15 protein-coding genes are annotated in these 16,878 nt (G+C 62.1%); 7 read left to right on the forward strand and 8 right to left on the reverse strand.

Annotated features, from left to right (window positions below; all coding sequences use genetic code 11):
* Positions 1-2: 2 nt before the first annotated feature.
* Positions 3-2,153: a methylmalonyl-CoA mutase gene (gene scpA / locus VEJ16_11960; GenBank protein ID HYB10378.1), complete on the reverse strand. Its 2,151-nt coding sequence runs from the start codon at positions 2,151-2,153 to the stop codon at positions 3-5.
* A 265-nt stretch (positions 2,154-2,418) separates the two neighbouring features.
* Between scpA and kynB the strand changes: the two genes are divergently transcribed.
* The 3 genes from kynB to VEJ16_11975 are packed head-to-tail and all read left to right on the forward strand — an operon-like array spanning position 2,419 to position 4,664.
* Positions 2,419-3,048 (forward strand): arylformamidase, encoded by a 630-nt coding sequence (gene kynB / locus VEJ16_11965; GenBank protein HYB10379.1) that lies wholly within the window; start codon positions 2,419-2,421, stop codon positions 3,046-3,048.
* A complete protein-coding gene (gene kynU, locus VEJ16_11970; protein ID HYB10380.1) occupies positions 3,045-4,295 on the forward strand; it encodes a kynureninase in 1,251 nt (416 codons plus the stop codon). The genes kynB and kynU overlap by 4 nt, the downstream gene beginning before the upstream one ends.
* A 24-nt stretch (positions 4,296-4,319) precedes the next feature.
* Positions 4,320-4,664, forward strand: a complete 345-nt coding sequence (locus tag VEJ16_11975) for a hypothetical protein (GenBank protein ID HYB10381.1) — start codon at positions 4,320-4,322, stop codon at positions 4,662-4,664.
* Positions 4,665-4,857: 193 nt separating this feature from the next.
* Here VEJ16_11975 and VEJ16_11980 read toward each other — a convergent pair whose 3' ends face one another.
* The 4 genes from VEJ16_11980 to VEJ16_11995 form a co-directional block, all read right to left on the reverse strand.
* Entirely contained in the window at positions 4,858-5,766 is a 909-nt protein-coding gene (locus tag VEJ16_11980; protein ID HYB10382.1) for a TIGR01459 family HAD-type hydrolase, read from the reverse strand.
* A gap of 70 nt (positions 5,767-5,836) precedes the next feature.
* Positions 5,837-7,084, reverse strand: coding sequence for an EAL domain-containing protein (locus VEJ16_11985; GenBank protein HYB10383.1), 1,248 nt, complete (start codon positions 7,082-7,084; stop codon positions 5,837-5,839).
* Positions 7,085-7,177: 93 nt separating this feature from the next.
* The gene (locus VEJ16_11990) at positions 7,178-8,239 is read right to left on the reverse strand and encodes a quinone-dependent dihydroorotate dehydrogenase (protein ID HYB10384.1); all 1,062 of its coding nucleotides are present in this window, start codon (positions 8,237-8,239) and stop codon (positions 7,178-7,180) included.
* Positions 8,240-8,244: 5 nt separating this feature from the next.
* Positions 8,245-8,598, reverse strand: a complete 354-nt coding sequence (locus tag VEJ16_11995; GenBank protein HYB10385.1) for a DUF952 domain-containing protein — start codon at positions 8,596-8,598, stop codon at positions 8,245-8,247.
* 481 nt (positions 8,599-9,079) lie between these two features.
* Here VEJ16_11995 and VEJ16_12000 point away from each other — a divergent pair, with 481 nt between their 5' ends.
* Both VEJ16_12000 and VEJ16_12005 read left to right on the forward strand, forming a co-directional pair.
* Positions 9,080-9,286, forward strand: coding sequence for a hypothetical protein (locus VEJ16_12000; GenBank protein ID HYB10386.1), 207 nt, complete (start codon positions 9,080-9,082; stop codon positions 9,284-9,286).
* A gap of 173 nt (positions 9,287-9,459) precedes the next feature.
* Positions 9,460-10,320 carry a branched-chain amino acid aminotransferase gene (locus tag VEJ16_12005; GenBank protein ID HYB10387.1) on the forward strand — a complete coding sequence of 287 codons (861 nt, stop codon included), beginning with the start codon at positions 9,460-9,462 and terminating at the stop codon, positions 10,318-10,320.
* Positions 10,321-10,333: 13 nt separating this feature from the next.
* On the opposite strand, the gene VEJ16_12010 is transcribed toward VEJ16_12005, so the two are convergent.
* The gene (locus VEJ16_12010) at positions 10,334-10,873 is read right to left on the reverse strand and encodes a DUF488 domain-containing protein (protein ID HYB10388.1); all 540 of its coding nucleotides are present in this window, start codon (positions 10,871-10,873) and stop codon (positions 10,334-10,336) included.
* A gap of 45 nt (positions 10,874-10,918) precedes the next feature.
* Positions 10,919-12,508 (reverse strand): lysine--tRNA ligase, encoded by a 1,590-nt coding sequence (locus VEJ16_12015; protein ID HYB10389.1) that lies wholly within the window; start codon positions 12,506-12,508, stop codon positions 10,919-10,921.
* A 297-nt stretch (positions 12,509-12,805) separates the two neighbouring features.
* On the opposite strand from VEJ16_12015, the gene VEJ16_12020 reads away from it, so the two are divergent.
* Both VEJ16_12020 and VEJ16_12025 read left to right on the forward strand, forming a co-directional pair.
* A complete protein-coding gene (locus VEJ16_12020; protein HYB10390.1) occupies positions 12,806-15,589 on the forward strand; it encodes an ATP-dependent DNA helicase in 2,784 nt (927 codons plus the stop codon).
* Between the two features lie 200 nt (positions 15,590-15,789).
* A complete protein-coding gene (locus VEJ16_12025) occupies positions 15,790-16,203 on the forward strand; it encodes a tellurite resistance TerB family protein (GenBank protein ID HYB10391.1) in 414 nt (137 codons plus the stop codon).
* Positions 16,204-16,292: 89 nt separating this feature from the next.
* Here VEJ16_12025 and VEJ16_12030 read toward each other — a convergent pair.
* On the reverse strand, positions 16,293-16,878 hold a 586-nt coding region (locus tag VEJ16_12030), incomplete at its 5' end, for a TCP-1/cpn60 chaperonin family protein (protein ID HYB10392.1).

Below are 16,878 nucleotides of genomic sequence, written 5' to 3' on the forward strand. Positions count from 1 at the left end.
CGTCATGCCGCCTTTCGTTGTCGCTTGATCAAGGAAATGATCTCACTCGCCGCGAGCGGAATGTTGGTGCCAGGGCCGTAAATCGCCGAAACGCCCTTCTTGAGAAGAAACTTGTAATCCTGCGGCGGTACGACGCCGCCACAGACGACGATGATGTCGTCGGCCCCTTGCCCCCTGAGCGAGTCGATAAGCGCCGGCACGAGGGTCTTGTGTCCCGCAGCCTGGCTCGACACGCCGACGACGTGCACGTCGTTATCGATCGCCTGCCGGGCCGCCTCTTCGGGCGTTTGGAAGAGAGGACCGATGTCGACGTCGAAGCCGAGATCGGCGAACGCCGTCGCAATGACCTTCGCCCCTCGGTCATGCCCATCCTGCCCGAGCTTGACCACGAGGAGGCGCGGTCGACGGCCCATTTCCCGCGCGAAGACCTCGACTTCTGCCTGGACGCGTTTGAAGCCTTGGTCGCCCTCGTAAGCCTGTCCGTAAACGCCCGATATGGAGCGTATCACCGCGCGGTGGCGCGTAAAGACGCGTTCGAGCGCGTCGGAAATCTCGCCGACTGTGGCGCGGACGCGGGCGGCCTCGATCGAAAGCTCGAGGAGATTGCCGTTATTTTCTCGGGCGGCATCGGCAAGCGCTTCAAGGGCGGCCCTGCAGCGGTTCTCGTCGCGGCTTTGGCGAACCTTCCGCAACCGCTCGATCTGTCCTTCACGGACCTTCGTGTTGTCGATGTCGAGCACTTCGACGTGGGTCTCCTCGTCCGCCTTGAACTTGTTGACCCCAACGATCACCTCGTCGCCAAGATCGATGCGAGCCTGGCGGCGTGCCGCCGCTTCCTCGATCCTGAGCTTCGGCATCCCGCTTTCAACCGCCTTGGTCATGCCGCCGATTTCTTCGACCTCCCGGATGAGCTGCCACGCAGCGTCGGCAACGCTCGCCGTCAAGTGCTCGACGTAATAGCTTCCGCCCAGAGGGTCGATAACCTTGGGGATGCCGCTTTCATCGCGGATGATGAGCTGGGTATTGCGGGCAATACGGGCGGACGCCGGCGTGGGTAGCGCCAATGCCTCGTCGAAGGCGTTGGTATGGAGCGATTGCGTACCGCCCAGAATGGCTGCCATGGCCTCGATCGTCGTCCGGATCACGTTATTGTAAGGGTCCTGCTCCGTAAGGCTCACGCCCGAGGTTTGGCAATGGGTACGGAGCGCCGAGCTGACCGGGTTTATGGGATTGAACGGCACCATGAGGCGGGCCCATAGCAGCCGTGCCGCGCGCAGCTTCGCGATTTCCATGAAGAAGTTCATGCCGATCGCAAAGAAGAAGGAGAGACGCGGCGCGAAGTCGTCGATGTCGAGCCCACGCGAAAGTGCCGCCCGCACATATTCGAGTCCATCCGCGAGTGTAAAGGCAAGCTCCTGTACCGCTGTGGCGCCCGCCTCCTGCATGTGATAGCCGGATATCGAGATCGAATTGAATTTCGGCATGTGGCGCGCCGTGTACTCAATGATGTCGGCGACGATCCGCATGCTCGGTTCCGGCGGGTAGATGTACGTGTTGCGCACCATGAATTCCTTGAGAATGTCATTCTGGATGGTGCCGGAGAGTTTGGCGCGCTCGACCCCCTGCTCCTCGCCTGCCACAATGAACGACGCGAGCACCGGAAGGACAGCACCGTTCATCGTCATCGACACGCTCACTTCGTCGAGCGGTATGTCGTGAAAAAGGATTTTCATATCCTCGACGGAGTCGATTGCAACGCCGGCCTTGCCGACGTCGCCGATCACGCGTGCATGATCCGAATCGTAACCCCGGTGGGTCGCGAGATCGAAGGCAACCGATAGCCCGGTTTGCCCGGCAGCGAGATTGTCCTTGAAGAACCGATTGGTCTCTTCGGCCGTGGAAAATCCGCCATATTGGCGCACCGTCCAGGGCCGATTTGCGTACATGGTTGCGCGCGGACCGCGTAGGTAGGGCGGGAAGCCCGGCAGCGTGTTGACGTCCTCGAGCCCTTCGAGATCGGCGGCCGTGTAGAGCGGCTTGACTTTGATACCCTCAGGCGTTTGCCAGTTGAGGCTGTCCGATCGAGCACCCTTGAGCTCGCCGGTCACGGCCTTCTCCCACTCCTCAAGCGTTCGTCTCGGGAAATCCACCATCAGCCGCTCTCAACACCGCTAATTAAGCCCAGAATTATATCGTGGTGACAATCGATGCCAATGGATTCATGGCATTATCAGACATCGCCGGTTCACGGAAGCCCGAGTCGCCGTCGAATCGGGGCCCGCGACGGCCCTGGAGACAGCGCCGTTGTCGCAGCGGCCGACGGGCATCCGTCTGCGACTATCTTATAAAGATCGCACGTGCGAATTGGGCATGGGACCCGGTACATTGGGTAAACGATTCGGCCGCAGGCATCCGAGCATGACATATTGGGACATCAGCCCGCCGATCCGACCGGGGATTCCCGTATGGCCGGGCGATACGGCCTATGAGGAGACGCGGACCTGGCACCTCGACGCGACTTGCCCGGTCAATGTCGCGAAGTTCACAATGTCGACTCACACCGGCGCTCATGCCGACGCCCCACTTCACTACGATGCTGCGGGTGAGCCCGCCGGGGCGGTATCGCTCGAACCTTACCTCGGGCCCTGCCGAGTGATCGATCTTTCGGGCGTGCGGCCGGTCGTTCGGCCCGACCACGTCGAGCCCCGTCTTGCCGGTGCGGTCGAGCGCCTGCTGATCCGCACATACGCAAAGGCCCCAAGCGAGCATTGGGACTCACGCTTTCCAGCCATTGCGGCTGAAACGATCGAGCTTTGCGCCGCGCGTGGGGTGCGCCTCGTCGGGGTCGACACCCCATCGCTCGATCCCCAGGAGTCGAAGACAATGGACGCGCACAAAGTTGTCCTCCGCGCGCGCATGGCGATCCTCGAAGGCCTCGTACTTGACGAGGTACCTCCCGGCGACTACGAGCTTATCGCACTGCCCCTGAAGCTCGCCAATCTCGATGCAGCACCGGTCCGCGCCATCCTGAGGAGTCTCCCGCGATGAACGCACCAAGCCCGCTGACCCGCGATACCCTTGAAGCGCTCGACCGCGAAGACCCGATCGCGCGGTTCCGTGACGCATATGAAGTTCCGGAGGGCATCCTCTATCTTGACGGCAATTCGCTCGGAGCGCTCCCCAAGGCCACATCGGCGCGGGTCGCCTCGGCAATCGGCGACGAGTGGGGTAAGGATCTGATCAAGGGCTGGCGGCAGCATGGATGGATGCAGCTTCCCTACCGGATCGGCGACAAGATCGCAAACATGATCGGTGCGGCACCCGGCCAAACCGTGGCGATCGATTCGACGTCGATCAATCTCTTCAAACTCTTCGCGGCCGCCTTGCGGATGGCGCCCGGGCGCAAAACGATTCTCTCGGTCGACAGCAATTTCCCGACCGATCTCTATATGGCGGAAGGCCTCGTCCAGCTCCTGGGCCAGGATTATCGCCTTCGCCTCGTCGGGCGTCATGAAATCGCGCACGCGATCGATCGCGATACCGCACTCGTGACGTTGACCCACGTCGATTTCAAGACCGCCGAAATATACGACATGGCAGGCATCACCGATCGCGCGCATCGAGAAGGCGCTCTCATCCTCTGGGACCTTTGCCACAGTGCCGGCGCAGTCCCGGTCGAACTTGACAAATGCGGTGCGGATTTCGCGGTCGGCTGCGGTTACAAATATCTGAATGGCGGGCCAGGGGCTCCGGCGTTTCTTTACGTCGCCAGTCACCACCAGGAAAAGGTGCAACAGCCCCTCTCGGGATGGCTCGGCCACAAGGACCCCTTTGCCTTCGAGACCCACTACCGGCCGGCACGCGGCATCGCGCGTACTATTTGTTCAACCCCAGCTGTTCTGGGCCTGACGGCCCTCGAATGTGGCGTCGACCTTCTGCTGGAGGCGGGGCTGGCGCGTTTGCGCGCAAAGTCCATGAAGTTAACTGACCTATTCATTCACCTCGTCGAACAGCAATGCAGTGCTTTCGGTTTCACCATCGCCAGCCCGCGCGAGGCGACAAGTCGCGGCAGCCAGGTCTCGATCCGCCACCCCGCGGGGTATTCGATCATGCAAGCACTGATCGCGCGCGGTGTGATCGGCGATTTCAGGGCCCCGGACTTCATCCGCTTCGGCTTCGCGCCGAGCTATTTGCGCTTCGTTGACATCTGGGACTCTGTCGAAATTTTGCGCCAAATCATGGCGGAGAGCGCTTTCGAACGACCCGAGTTCAAGGTGCGCGCGGCGGTAACGTAAGAATCGAGCCGGGATTACTGTGACATGATCAAGAAGCGCAATCCGCTCAACCTGAACCCGCTCCAGCTCAAGACGCTCACGCTTCTGCAGGAGCTTGCGCACCTGCCGGAGCATGCGACGGACAATGGCGATGGGCGCGTCATGGTTTCGAACCTGCCGGCACCTCACGGCGACCATTTCCACGTCGGTGCCTATACCGTCCTCGCGCGGGACGCAACGGGCCTTTCGAATCCCTCGGCCTTTGCGGCCCTCGAGCGCAAGGGGTTGATCCAATCGATGTACCCCATCGGCGCGGTTCTGACGCCCGACGGTATCGCCTACGACACCGGGTTGCGCGAGACGATCCTCCACGGCCTCCATCACCATTAGGTGCGCACCGACACCTGCGGTGGCGAACTGCTGGCTCGGCTTCGCAGGCAAGGCGGTTGCGGACTTATTCCGCGGCGGGCTCGCGCTCAACGCCCCGTTGTATGTCGCACGGCGCCGCGGCCGAATTTGGAAATCCGTTCTCTTGCCTTTTAGATTCGCCCGCCGTCGTGGTTGGCGTTCAAGCCAGAGGAGGTCACCATACGAAGGCGGGGATCGCGGCACACGGGATATGCCCATCGCGCGCGCATGTTTCGGCAAGCACATGAGGATCGGGAATATCGCCGTGTCCAATCCCGAGTTCTTCGGCATGAATGCCGCCGGTGACGAGCACTGAATCGATCCCGACGGCAATAGCGCCGGCGATGTCCGTGCGAAGGGAATCGCCAATGGCCACGATGCGTCGGCGATCGATGCCGCCGAGCCGTGCAAAGCAAAGCCGATAGATTTCGGGGTGCGGCTTGCCGAAATAGCGCACCTCGCCTCCGAGCGCTTCGTAGCGCATCGCAAGCGTGCCCGCGCAGAGAACGCGTTTGCCGCCCCGGATCACTTCAAGGTCGGGATTGGCGCAAACCATCGGCAAGCGCCTCTGGGCGCCAGCGGTCAGCGCCGGCAAATAAATGTCGATGCCGTCATCGTCCCAGTCGACGCCCGTCGCCAAGATAAAGTCCGCCTGCTCGATCCGCCCGACCCGTTGCATGTCGAGCCCGCCGAGCATGCCGTAATCGCGCGCTGGACCCATCAAATAGCATGCCTTCCCAAGAGTCCTGAACCACGGGTCGGCATGCGACTTCATCGCCGCGTATGCCGCCTCGCCCGAAGAGATGAAATCGTCGTAGAGATCGTGCGGAATGCCCATGCGTTCCATCGCGGTCACGATCTCCGAAACCCTGCGCGGCGCGTTAGAGAGCAGAAGAACGTGCTTACCACGCTCCCCGAGTCGTCGAAGTGTGTCGGTAACCCCCGGATAGGCGGTGATGCCGTCATGGATCACGCCCCAGAGATCGAGGATGAATCCATCATAGCGCGCCACGAGAGACGCCACGCCTGGATAAAACGGAATCGGCCGCGGATCGAGGAAATGCTTCGGCGAAAGAGGATTCATCGCCGCACCTCTTGCCACGGTTGGACTCGAATGAAAAGCGTCAAATCGGTGGCGGTGCGATGCTCTCGCGCTAGATTTCGGGGCTCGGTCGAGGTTCGCCGAAGAGAAAGCCCTGGGCGTAATCGAGTTGGTAGTCGAGAAGCTCGACAAGGCTCTGCTCGTTTTCGACTTTTTCGACGATGAGATCGAGCCCCGTGCGATCGAGCGCACCTTTGAGGGCGCGGAGATCGAGTGTTGGCTTTTCACCTCGAATGCTCTTGAGCACGAGTGCCGTATCGAGCTTGACGAAATTGAAACCGCGCTCACGCAACGTGCGCAGATCGAGGCGCAGGTCGCTCACCCGGTCGAGCGAGAAGCGAAATCCGTAATTGGCGAGAAAGCCCAGCTGGCGAAGCGTTGCCGCGTCGAAGCGGTTCACGTCTGCCTGGCCGAACTCGAAGAAAAGATGCGGTGCGAGCTCGGCGTTCTGGGTCATGAATTCGACGAAGTCGGTGAAGAAGGTTCGGTCGTTCAGGTTATTGGGCGAGATGTTGCAGAAGAATCCGACTTCGCGATGGCGCGTGCGGGCCTTGCGCACGAGCTGGACGCATCGGAAGAGCAGCATGTTGTCGACGGCGCCAATAAGGCCTTCACGCGCGGCGATCTCGAGAAATTGCTCGGGCGTGATTACGGTTCCGTCCTCGGCACGGATTCGCGAATAGCATTCGTAGAATCGGCGCTTGCGCTGCGGCAGGCTCACCACGGGCTGCAGGTAAAGGTCGACACGATCGGCCTTTAGCCCTTCGCGCACGAATTCGAGTATTTGGCTCTCGTCGAGCCCGGTCGCGACAGTGGCCGCAGGCCGCGCCGGCGCCGTCCGCACGGTCGCCGCCACGGCGACTTCGGACACGGCGACCTCGGCCGCGGGCGCCGGCGTGACGGCACCCTTTTCCTGGTTTCTGCTCGCGTGAAGTTTCTCGACAAGAGATTGCAGCACGCGCACCTCGCTGACGATCTCGCTCACGTCGCGACCGCCGGTTTTGGCTGGCGAGCCGCCCGAAGTCTGGACAGCATCATGAACGCGCACGATGCCGTGGCGCAATGCATCGAGGTCGAGCTTGATTTCGTGAATGGTCCGCTTGAGGCGCTCGAACTCCGCACTTGTGCCGCGCCCGGCCCAAAATCGCGCAAGAAGCGTGTAAAAAAGCCCACCGGCGATGAGAACAAAGCCCCCGACAAGGTAGGAATCGGGAACGGCGTGGGTCGAGGTGGCGGAACCGGCTGCCACGGCGACGATCCCGAAGAAGGCCAGGATCAGGAGATTAAGGTAGATCGGCATGGAGCTCCGGGCTTCGGCAACCCTTGTCAGCCTCGTCGAAAGGTCTTGAGATATGGTTAATGTCGCCTTGCGTCGACCTGCCTCAGCCGCACTTTACCTGCGATGCGCCGCACCGACCGCCTCCGCGACGCTATTGAAGCCGTCGCCGCGGAGGTGTGCCGCGAGCTCGGCTTTGATGCGGTTCACAAGCAAGGGGCCATCGAAAACGAGCGCGGTGTAAAGCTGCACGAGCGAGGCACCCTTGCGGATCATCTCGTAGGCGTCACTACCGTCTGCGATCCCGCCAACTCCTACGATCGGTATGCGCGCCTCGGTCAGCCTCGACATTTCGCCGACGATGCGACTTGCAAGCGGGTAAAGCGGACGGCCCGAGAGGCCACCCGCCTCCGATCTGCGGGCACTTACAAGGCCAGGTGGGCGCAATACGGTCGTGTTGCCGACAATGAGCCCGTCGAGCCCGCGCGCGAGGGCGATTTCGGCGATATCCTGGCAATCTTCGGGCGTCAGGTCCGGTGCTATCTTAAGGAGGATCGGCGGCCGGTTCGTGCCGGTCGATTCAGCGCGCGCCGCGTGCACGGCGGCGATAAGTGCTTCAAGCGGTTCCTTACCTTGAAGGGCGCGCAGTCCGGGCGTGTTCGGCGACGAGACATTGACGACGAGGTAATCCGCGTGCTTCGCGAGAGCCGCAACACCGGCGCGGTAGTCCGCAGCTGCATCCAAGCTTTCCTTGTTCTTGCCGAGATTCGCACCGAGGATGCCTTGCTGCTTGCGTGATGCGAGTCTTCGTGCGACCGCTTTCAAACCCTGATTGTTAAATCCGAGCCGGTTGATGAGGGCGCGATCCTCGGTCAGGCGGAAGAGTCGAGGCCGGGGGTTGCCCAATTGCGGGCGCGGCGTGACCGTACCGGCTTCGGCGAAACCGAAGCCGAGCGCCAGTACGGCATCCGGCACTTCGGCATTTTTGTCGAATCCGGCGGCAAGCCCGACCGGGTTTGAAAAGTCCAGGCCGAACACATTCGTGCGCAGGACCGGGTCGTCGGGCCCGGCTTGCCGAGGTACGAGCGACGACTTGAGCGCCCAAATTGCGGCGCGATGCGCACGCTCGGGCGGCAGTAGCCTCAGGCAGGTCGTGGCAATGCGCGCAAAATCGGCCACTGCAATCAACCCCGATCGAGTTGGGGGAAAATATGCCGCCCATCAGGGCCGAGCGGGAGCGCCTCTACTGCGCGCACCGTGTCGACCGGCAGCGTGCCATAGAGATGAGGAAAGAGGATTCCGTCGCGCGAAGGCTCCCACCGCAACGCCTGTCCAAGTGCGTCCGGATCGACCGTGAGAAGCACAAGACCCGCCTGTCCCGCACGGTGTCTCGCAGCACTCGCCTCGACTTGCCCCGCGGTCGAGAAATGGATGAAGCCATCGCGCAAATCGTCAGCTGAGCCGCGATATTCGCCCTCGGCGAGGGCCGCTTGCCAGTCAACCCATTTGCAGATGTGATAAATGCTTTGCGCTGGCATGGTGCGAGATCAACGCATGATGAGATTACATCGAATTAGGAGGCCGCCTCACCCTCCCCACGCCCAGACGAGAGGGCTGTAGCACAGAGTTGGCGAGGGGGGCCGAGCTTACAGAAAGCGGACGAAGGGGGACACTGAATCGATTTGATCCCATCGAGCCCTCCGGAAGACTGTCTGCAGCCGGTATCGCCACGAGATCGGCACGTCCCACGACCGGGCTTTCACGGCCGTAGCGAAATTGCGTCTCATTTTGAGAATCGAGTGCGCTCTGCGCGCGGTTTTCGGCTCATGATCGGCGCCTTCGCCCGTTCAGTGGAGCAAAAATTTGGGTTGTGATCGAAGTGCTTAGCGCCGAGTAAGCCGAAACCAGCACTTGCCGTCTTCTCACCACCTTGGGTGGCATCGATGTTGCTCATCCTTCGGCACGGATGACCGAATCTCGATAGGGCGATTGTTCTCGCCTTCGGAGTGCGCCGGAAATATGCCGAACCACGATATTCCCAGTGCTTACCATGGCCCGGCACTCGCCCGAGCCCTTGAGGTGCTTGAGGCGATCGGCGAGGCTGGCCTCGCCGTGGTTCCGGTCAATCCGACCGAGGCCATGGTCGAAGCGCTCGCCCGCGCTGCCGGGACCAGCCACGCCACCGCTCGTAAAATTTACAGCACCCTCCTCAAAGCAGCGGAATAGGTAGCCGGCCTATCTCCCTTTCTGATGCAGTGCAACAAAGCGCTCGGAACCTGCATCAAACTGCGCCTCTTTCAACCCTGTCTCGCAAATGGGGTGGGTGGACAAGTGCTGCACACTCAGTATGCTGAGCGGCCCTATGGGGCGCTGGAAAGCTTTAGGAAGGATACGCAAGCATGGCAGGCGAAGCTGGTAAGAGAGCGTGGACGTACATCGACGGCAAGTGGCTTGAGGGCAATCCGCCGGTCATGGGACCGCTGACCCAAGCCGCGTGGCTGAGTGCGGTCATCTTCGATGGGGCGCGCGCCTTCCAGCGCAAGGTGCCCGATTTGGCTTTGCACTGCGAGCGGGCGATCCGCTCCGCCATCACAATGGGTCTCAAGCCCAAGGTTGGCGCCAAGGAGATCGAGAAGCTCGCCCGCGAGGCCGTGGCAAAATTTCCACCCGACGCCGAGCTTTATATCCGTCCGATGTTTTGGGCGGAGCACGGAGGTGTGGAGCCCGATCCCGATTCGACGCGGTTCCTGATTACGGTCTACGATTCCCCCATGCCGAAGGACGTACCCTTCAGCACGTGTTTTTCGCGCTTCCGCCGGCCAACACCCGAGACTGCGCCGACCGAGGCCAAGGCCTCGTGTCTTTACCCCAACTCGGCGCGAGCACTCCTCGATGCGCGGGACCGAGGCTTCGAGAACGCGATCATGCTCGACATGAATGGAAATGTCGCTGAATTCGCGGGCGCAAATATCTTCATCGTGAAGAACGGCAAGACCGCGACGCCCGTCGCCAATGGCTGCTTCCTCGCCGGAATCACACGCCAGCGGATCATCAAACTGCTGCGCGAGGCGGGCCACGCCGTGGAGGAGCGGCGCGTGACCCCCGACGACGTGCTCGGTGCCGACGAGGTGTTCTCGGCGGGCAACTACGCCAAGGTGCTGCCCTGTAACAAGGTCGAGAGCCGCGACCTCCAACCCGGCCCGGTTTACCGGCGGGCGCGCGAACTCTATTTCAAATTCGCCGAAGGCCAGACGCTTTAGGCAAGCTCCATTGTCATAGGAGTTCGCCTTGTGCGGGCGGGTAGGTGACGGATTTGCCCTCGACGTGCGCGAAGGGGGTCAACTTGTGACGCTGTCGCTTGTCGGCTGCCATGATGTGCTCGACAGGGGTCCCGCGCGCGGTCAGTGCGTCCGCTACAAGTGAACGATGACAGCGCCAGGGGACGGCTTCGGCGCACATGATGGCAACCTGCTCCGCTTCCGCTGACCCTATCAGCTCCGCGATCTCGGCTTCGAACTCGACGCTATCCATGTAGTCCGCGAAACCCCGGAAGCCGTCATTGCGCCAGCCTGCGTTGGGCGAATCCTTGCGGGGCCGGCGAAGTCCGCCTAGGCCCTTGCGGTGCTCGTAGGCAATGCCGACACGTGGCAGGTCCGCCTCGAGATTTTCGCGATTGAATTGAGGATTGTGGCGTGATCGCGGAATCGTGCGGATGTCGATAAGCCGTGTGACCGCGCATGCACGCAGCATCGCGATCAGTTCCTCGAGGGAACGGGTCGAATGCCCGATCGTGAAGACCGAATTGGGCGGCATGTGCGACCCCCTCGACCTCATCGGCTCCAGTCCGATTGACGGACGTCAGGCAGCGCTTAAATCCTCGCCCGCCAGCGCCTTTCGCATGAGGGATACCGTCTCGGATATTCCGTAAAGTGCGACGAACGAGCCCATGCGCGGCCCCTGGCTTTGCCCGAGAAGAACTTCGTAGAGCGCTTTGAACCAATCCCGCAGATTGGCGAAACCATGACGCTTTCCGACCTCATAGATCTCGGTCTGGATTGCCTCGCCGTCCATATCACCTGGAAGCCTCTCGAGTACGCCGAGAAGCTCCATCATGGCCGCGCGCTCCTGCTCGTTCGGTGCACGGAAGCGCTTCGCCGGCTTCACGAAATCGCGGTAATAGGCAAGCGCGTAGCCTACCAACCGATCGAGCATCGGCTGTTGCGCGGGGCTGAGGCCGGGCGAATAGCGCGAAATGAAGCCCCACATGACCGACTTGTCCTCAGTATGGCATACACTCGCCAGATTGAGCAAAAGTCCGAAGCTGAGCGATGCTTCGACTCTCGGCGGCTTACCGTCGTGAATATGCCACACCGGATTCTCGAGCTTCTCGGCCTCGCCTTGGGACGGATACGAATCGAGAAGCGTTAGGTAATCGTCGACCTGACGCGGGATCACGTCGAAATAGAGCCGCTTCGCTGCCCGCGGTTTCTGATACATGAAGAGCGACAGGCTTTCGGGAGGTGCATAGCGCAACCACTCGTCGATCGTGAGACCGTTGCCGCGGGATTTCGAGATTTTTTCGCCGTTCTCATCGAGAAAGAGCTCGTATGTGAAACCTTCGGGTGGTTTCGCGCGCAGGATGCGGCAAATTTGGCTGGAGAGCTTGACCGAATCGATCAAATCCTTGCCCGACATCTCGTAATCGACTCCAAGTGCCGCCCAGCGCATGGCCCAGTCGACTTTCCATTGAAGCTTGCAGGCCCCGCCCGTGACCGGCACTTCGACGAGCGTGGCGCTCTCCGGATCGCGATAGACCACGGTGCCAGCTTCCGGTTTGCGCTCGACCATCGGGACTTGGAGGACAACGCCCGTACGCGGATCGACCGGGAGAAACGGGCTGTAGGTCGAACGCCGGTCTGCACCAAGTGTGGGTAGGACGACGGCCATGACTTCGTCGTAATGACGCAGCACCTCGGCGAGCGTTTGGTCGAAAAGCCCGGACTTGTAGCATTCCGTGGAGCTGCGGAATTCGTACTCGAAGCCAAACTGGTCGAGAAACGCGCGCAGGCGCGCGTTGTTGTGGGCGCCGAAGCTCGGGTGCGTACCGAAGGGATCGGGAATCGACGTGAGCGGTTTGCCCAGATGTTGGGCCAGCATCTCACGGTTCGGAACGTTGTCGGGGACCTTGCGTAAGCCGTCCATGTCGTCCGAGAACGCGAAAAGTCGGGTCGGTATGTCGGAAAGCCGCATGAACGCGTGACGCACCATCGTGGTGCGCACCACCTCGCCGAACGTGCCGATATGGGGCAGGCCCGACGGCCCGTAGCCGGTTTCGAAAAGCACATAGCCCTTGGCCGGCGCCATGGCCCCGGTCCGCGCGAGAAGTTTCCGCGCTTCGTCGAAGGGCCATGCCTTCGCCAGGAGTGCCAGTGCGCGTGCGTCCGTCATGTCGTCCAAAATGACCCCATTTTTATGCTGTCTGCGGATGTCAAGACCGCTCTCCAGGCGAAACGACGGTAACGGGAAGTGCGGTCAGCGCATCGATAAGGTTCACGTTAATGCCATTCGAATGCCGGCCAGACAACCCAATTCGGCTCCTCATTCCATTGCCTGAAATGCGAACGAATTTCCACAAGCAACTCCTTAACCAAATTCGACGACGCTCGACGGGACGGCGCCAATCAGGTCGGGCATCGAACAACTGCCATCGTAGCGACGGTAACGGACGCCCCTTATACTCGCCCCATGACAATCGCCTCCAAAGCATCTCGAGGCAAATTGCCCGGCATCGTGGCCCCAGCCCTGGCGCTTGGTGTTCGCACGGCCGTGTGGCTTTCGACGGACGGCGAGATCGAGACGCTTCCAATACAACAGCTTGCGCGTCGTCTCGGCCTCAGCCCAAAGCCGCTCGTGTGCCATCGGCCATCGGTTGCGCGCCGCCTGGGACTGGACCGTTTTGTGGCTCTCGACCTTTTGGAGCTTTACGCATTCGTGCGTCCGGCGAGTTTTTGCTTGCCGACGGTCCGCGGATTGGCGCAAGCGCTTGGCCTTCCGGCACCTCACCAGCTTGAGGACGAAGCGCACACGCTTCTTCGGAGTGCCGAGCACCTGCTTACGGAACTTGCCGCGCGGGAATCTGGGAACGAGGAGACAGTTGCCCTCGCCCAAGCGATGGCGCGCGGGGATTGGACCTGGAGTCCCCTTGTGCTCGCCACCTTGGGTGCTGCCGACGAGATCTGGAATCGGGCTGGCGCCTTTGCCGTGTGGAAAAAGCTTCCGGTCATCGAGGAGTATCCGCCAGAACCACCATCGGGCCACAGTCCGGTAACCCCCACCGAGGCGCGCCATCGCCTGGCCGAGCTTTTGGGACCCGAGGCCGAGGATCGGCCCCAGCAGGCCGACTATTCTTCTGCGGTGACTGCCGCCTTTCAGCCAGCCAACGATGCGGGCGTGCCGCACTTCGTCGTCGCAGAGGCCGGCACGGGCGTCGGCAAAACACTCGGCTATCTCGCACCCGCAAGCGTATGGGCGGAAAAAAACGAGGCTCCGGTCTGGATCAGCACTTACACCAAGAATCTTCAACATCAGATCGACCGGGAGCTCGACCGCCTCTATCCCGCACTGGCCGAGAAATCGCGCAAGGTCGTCATTCGCAAGGGCCGCGAGAACTATCTTTGTCTGCTCAACATGGAGGAGACGGCGGAGCTTGCAAGGCTGCAGCCGCGCGAAGGGGTGGCACTCGGACTGCTCGCGCGCTGGGCGGCCAAGACACGTAGTGGCGACATGGCTGGCGGTGATTTCCCCGCCTGGCTCGTCGATCTCGTGGGTCGCGAACGAAGCCTTGGCCTCGCCGATCGGCGCGGCGAATGCGTCTATTCGGCATGCCCGCACTATCAGAAGTGCTTCGTCGAGCGCAGCGTGCGCCACGCCCGGCGCGCCGACGTCGTCGTCGCCAATCATGCGCTCGTCATGGTTCAGGCAGCACTCGGCGGCATCGACGACAGCTACTTGCCCACACGCTACGTGTTCGATGAGGGCCACCACGTGTTCGATGCCGCGGACTCCGCTTTTTCGGCGCACCTTTCGGGACGAGAGACGGCCGATTTGCGTCGCTGGCTGTTGGGTGCGGAGGGACGTTCGCGCAGCCGAGCGCGCGGCCTCAAGCGCCGCGTGGAAGACTTGATCGGCGACGACGCGGTCGCGGCAGAAGCGCTCGAGGAAATTGTTCATGCCGCGCGCGAGCTACCGGCCGACGGCTGGCTCCAGCGTCTCGGCCAGGACGGCGCGGTAGGCGCCGCTGAGAGATTCCTTTCAAGGACACGCCAACAGGTCGTGGCCCGCGCCCACGACACCGGGACGCCGTACCATCTCGAAACCTCGACGGGCGAGCCGGTGTTGGGCCTGCTCGAGTCGGCCGAGCGACTTGATCGGGCGCTGAACCGGCTTCTCTTGCCGATCCGTACATTGTCTACACGGCTCACGGCACGGCTCGACGACGAGGCCGCGGAGCTCGATAGCGCCACGCGTCTGCGAATCGAGGCAATCTGCCGGGGCCTCGAGCGGCGTGCCGACACTCAGATCGGCAGTTGGATTTCCATGTTGCGCTCGCTGGCCAGGGAAACGCCGTCTGAATTCGTCGACTGGTTTTCGATCGATCGCCAGGATGGCCGCGATGTCGATATTGGCATGCACCGTCATTGGATCGACCCCACGATTCCCTTCGTAGACGCAGTCGCCACTCGCGCGCACGGCATGGTCGTCACCTCGGCAACGCTCAAAGACGGCAGCGACGAACCCTCGGCCGATTGGGACGCCGCCGAGGCGCGCACGGGTGCGCGCCATCTGCCGAAACCGGCAATACGCGCCGAAGTACCGTCGCCCTTCGACTACCCGCGTCAGACGCGCGTCGTCGTCGTCACCGACGTGCGCAAGGACCAGATGGATCAGGTGGCCGCCGCCTATCGCGAACTTTTTCTCGCTTCGGGTGGGGGCGCGCTCGGGCTCTTCACTGCCATTACGCGCCTGCGCGCGGTCCATCAGCGCATTGCCGGCCCGCTCGAGGGCGCCGGCATTCCGCTCCTCGCCCAGCACGTCGATGCGCTCGACACGTCGACCCTCATCGATATCTTCCGTGCGGAAGCCGATGCGTGCCTCCTCGGAACCGACGCGGTGCGCGACGGCGTTGACGTGCCGGGCCGCTCGCTGCGACTGATCGTCTTCGACCGCGTGCCATGGCCGCGACCGGACCTGCTACACCGGGCGCGCAAGGCGGCATTCGGAGGACGGCGCTACGAGGACATGATCACGCGCCTGCGTTTGAAACAGGCGTTCGGACGCCTCGTGCGCCGAGTTGATGACTCCGGTGTCTTCGTCCTCTTGGATCCCATGATGCCGTCGCGCCTTTCCGGCGCCTTCCCACCCGGCGTGACAGTCGAACGACTAGGCCTCGCCCAGGCGGTTTCACTGACCCGAGATTTCTTGAAGACGGAGGAAGCGCTTGACCGTCGTCGAATCGTGCCAATCGCATAGACTCGTGGAAACGCCCTAGGCAATCCAGTACCCTGAGGGGGCGGTCGGATGACGAAACGAGGGGCTGCGCCGCCTGAATATCGCCCGACGGACCTTTGCTTGATACGTTCAGGGGCCTGCCTTGGAAGATCCACAATCCGAGGGTACGGTTGTCCTAAGCGGTCACGAAAGCATGCGACAACCGATCGTCGAGGAGTGCGATGTCAAACCATCACGATGCTTTGATCTATGCCATGGTGCTCACGGCAGCGGCGGATCAGGACATGACCGACGCGGAAATGCGCACGATCGGCGAGATCATTAATTTTTTGCCGGTGTTCAAGGATTTCGACAGCAACCGATTGCCCACGGTGGCGCGCGCTTGCGCCGAGCTTCTTACCAGGGACGATGGCCTCGACAAAGCGCTTGGCGAGATAAAGCGCACCCTGCCCTCCCCGTTGCGCGAGACGGCCTATGCGCTGGCCTGCGACGTGGCGGCCTCCAACGGCATAGCGAGCCAGGAGACGCTGCGTCTTCTTGAACTCCTGCGCGACGGCCTCAATATCGACCAGCTTGCCGCCGCCGCGATCGAGCGCGGCTCGCGGGTGCGTTACGCAGTCCTCAATGGACGCTGAAAACTGAAAAGCGAGAAGGGGCCGCTCCGACGAGCGGCCCCTCTTGTATTGAGCGATCTCCCCGTGCAACACGGGGATTGGGCTTGAAATTAGAAGTCCATATCGCCCATGCCGCCACCCGGCATTGGCGGGGTTGCCTTTTTCTCCGGCTTCTCGGCAACCATTGCTTCCGTGGTTATCAGGAGGCCCGCGATCGAGGCCCCATCCTGAAGGGCAGTGCGCACCACCTTGGTCGGGTCGATGATGCCCGCCCTGAACATGTCGACATACTTGTCGTTCTGGGCATCATAGCCGAGGTTGGCGTCCTTGCCGTCCAGCAATTTGCCTACGACGACCGAACCATCGGCGCCCGAATTCTCGACGATCTGGCGGATCGGTGACTGAAGTGCGCGCTTGACGATTTCGATGCCGTGCCGCTGGTCCTCATTGGCATGTTCGAGCTTCGAAAGCGACTTCGAAGCGTAGAGCAGCGCCACACCGCCGCCGACGACGACCCCTTCCTCGACCGCGGCACGGGTCGCGTGCATCGCATCCTCGACGCGATCCTTGCGCTCCTTCACCTCGACCTCGGTAGCGCCGCCGACGCGAATGACCGCAACACCGCCGGCGAGTTTCGCCAACCGCTCCTGCAGCTTCTCGCGGTCGTAGTCGGACGTGGTCTCTTCGATCTGCGCG

The sequence above is a fragment of the Alphaproteobacteria bacterium genome (assembly GCA_035625915.1).
Lineage (GTDB): Bacteria > Pseudomonadota > Alphaproteobacteria > JACZXZ01 > JACZXZ01 > DATDHA01.

Bases quoted from the DNA above. Each gene is read 5' to 3' on its own strand.
- scpA (HYB10378.1), bottom strand. From the start codon at position 2,153: ATGGTGGATTTCCCGAGACGAACGCTTGAGGAGTGGGAGAAGGCCGTG.
- kynB (HYB10379.1), top strand. From the start codon at position 2,419: ATGACATATTGGGACATCAGCCCGCCGATCCGACCGGGGATTCCCGTA.
- kynU (HYB10380.1), top strand. From the start codon at position 3,045: ATGAACGCACCAAGCCCGCTGACCCGCGATACCCTTGAAGCGCTCGAC.
- VEJ16_11975 (HYB10381.1), top strand. From the start codon at position 4,320: ATGATCAAGAAGCGCAATCCGCTCAACCTGAACCCGCTCCAGCTCAAG.
- VEJ16_11980 (HYB10382.1), bottom strand. From the start codon at position 5,766: ATGAATCCTCTTTCGCCGAAGCATTTCCTCGATCCGCGGCCGATTCCG.
- VEJ16_11985 (HYB10383.1), bottom strand. From the start codon at position 7,084: ATGCCGATCTACCTTAATCTCCTGATCCTGGCCTTCTTCGGGATCGTC.
- VEJ16_11995 (HYB10385.1), bottom strand. From the start codon at position 8,598: ATGCCAGCGCAAAGCATTTATCACATCTGCAAATGGGTTGACTGGCAA.
- VEJ16_12000 (HYB10386.1), top strand. From the start codon at position 9,080: ATGCCGAACCACGATATTCCCAGTGCTTACCATGGCCCGGCACTCGCC.
- VEJ16_12005 (HYB10387.1), top strand. From the start codon at position 9,460: ATGGCAGGCGAAGCTGGTAAGAGAGCGTGGACGTACATCGACGGCAAG.
- VEJ16_12010 (HYB10388.1), bottom strand. From the start codon at position 10,873: ATGCCGCCCAATTCGGTCTTCACGATCGGGCATTCGACCCGTTCCCTC.
- VEJ16_12015 (HYB10389.1), bottom strand. From the start codon at position 12,508: ATGACGGACGCACGCGCACTGGCACTCCTGGCGAAGGCATGGCCCTTC.
- VEJ16_12020 (HYB10390.1), top strand. From the start codon at position 12,806: ATGACAATCGCCTCCAAAGCATCTCGAGGCAAATTGCCCGGCATCGTG.
- VEJ16_12025 (HYB10391.1), top strand. From the start codon at position 15,790: ATGTCAAACCATCACGATGCTTTGATCTATGCCATGGTGCTCACGGCA.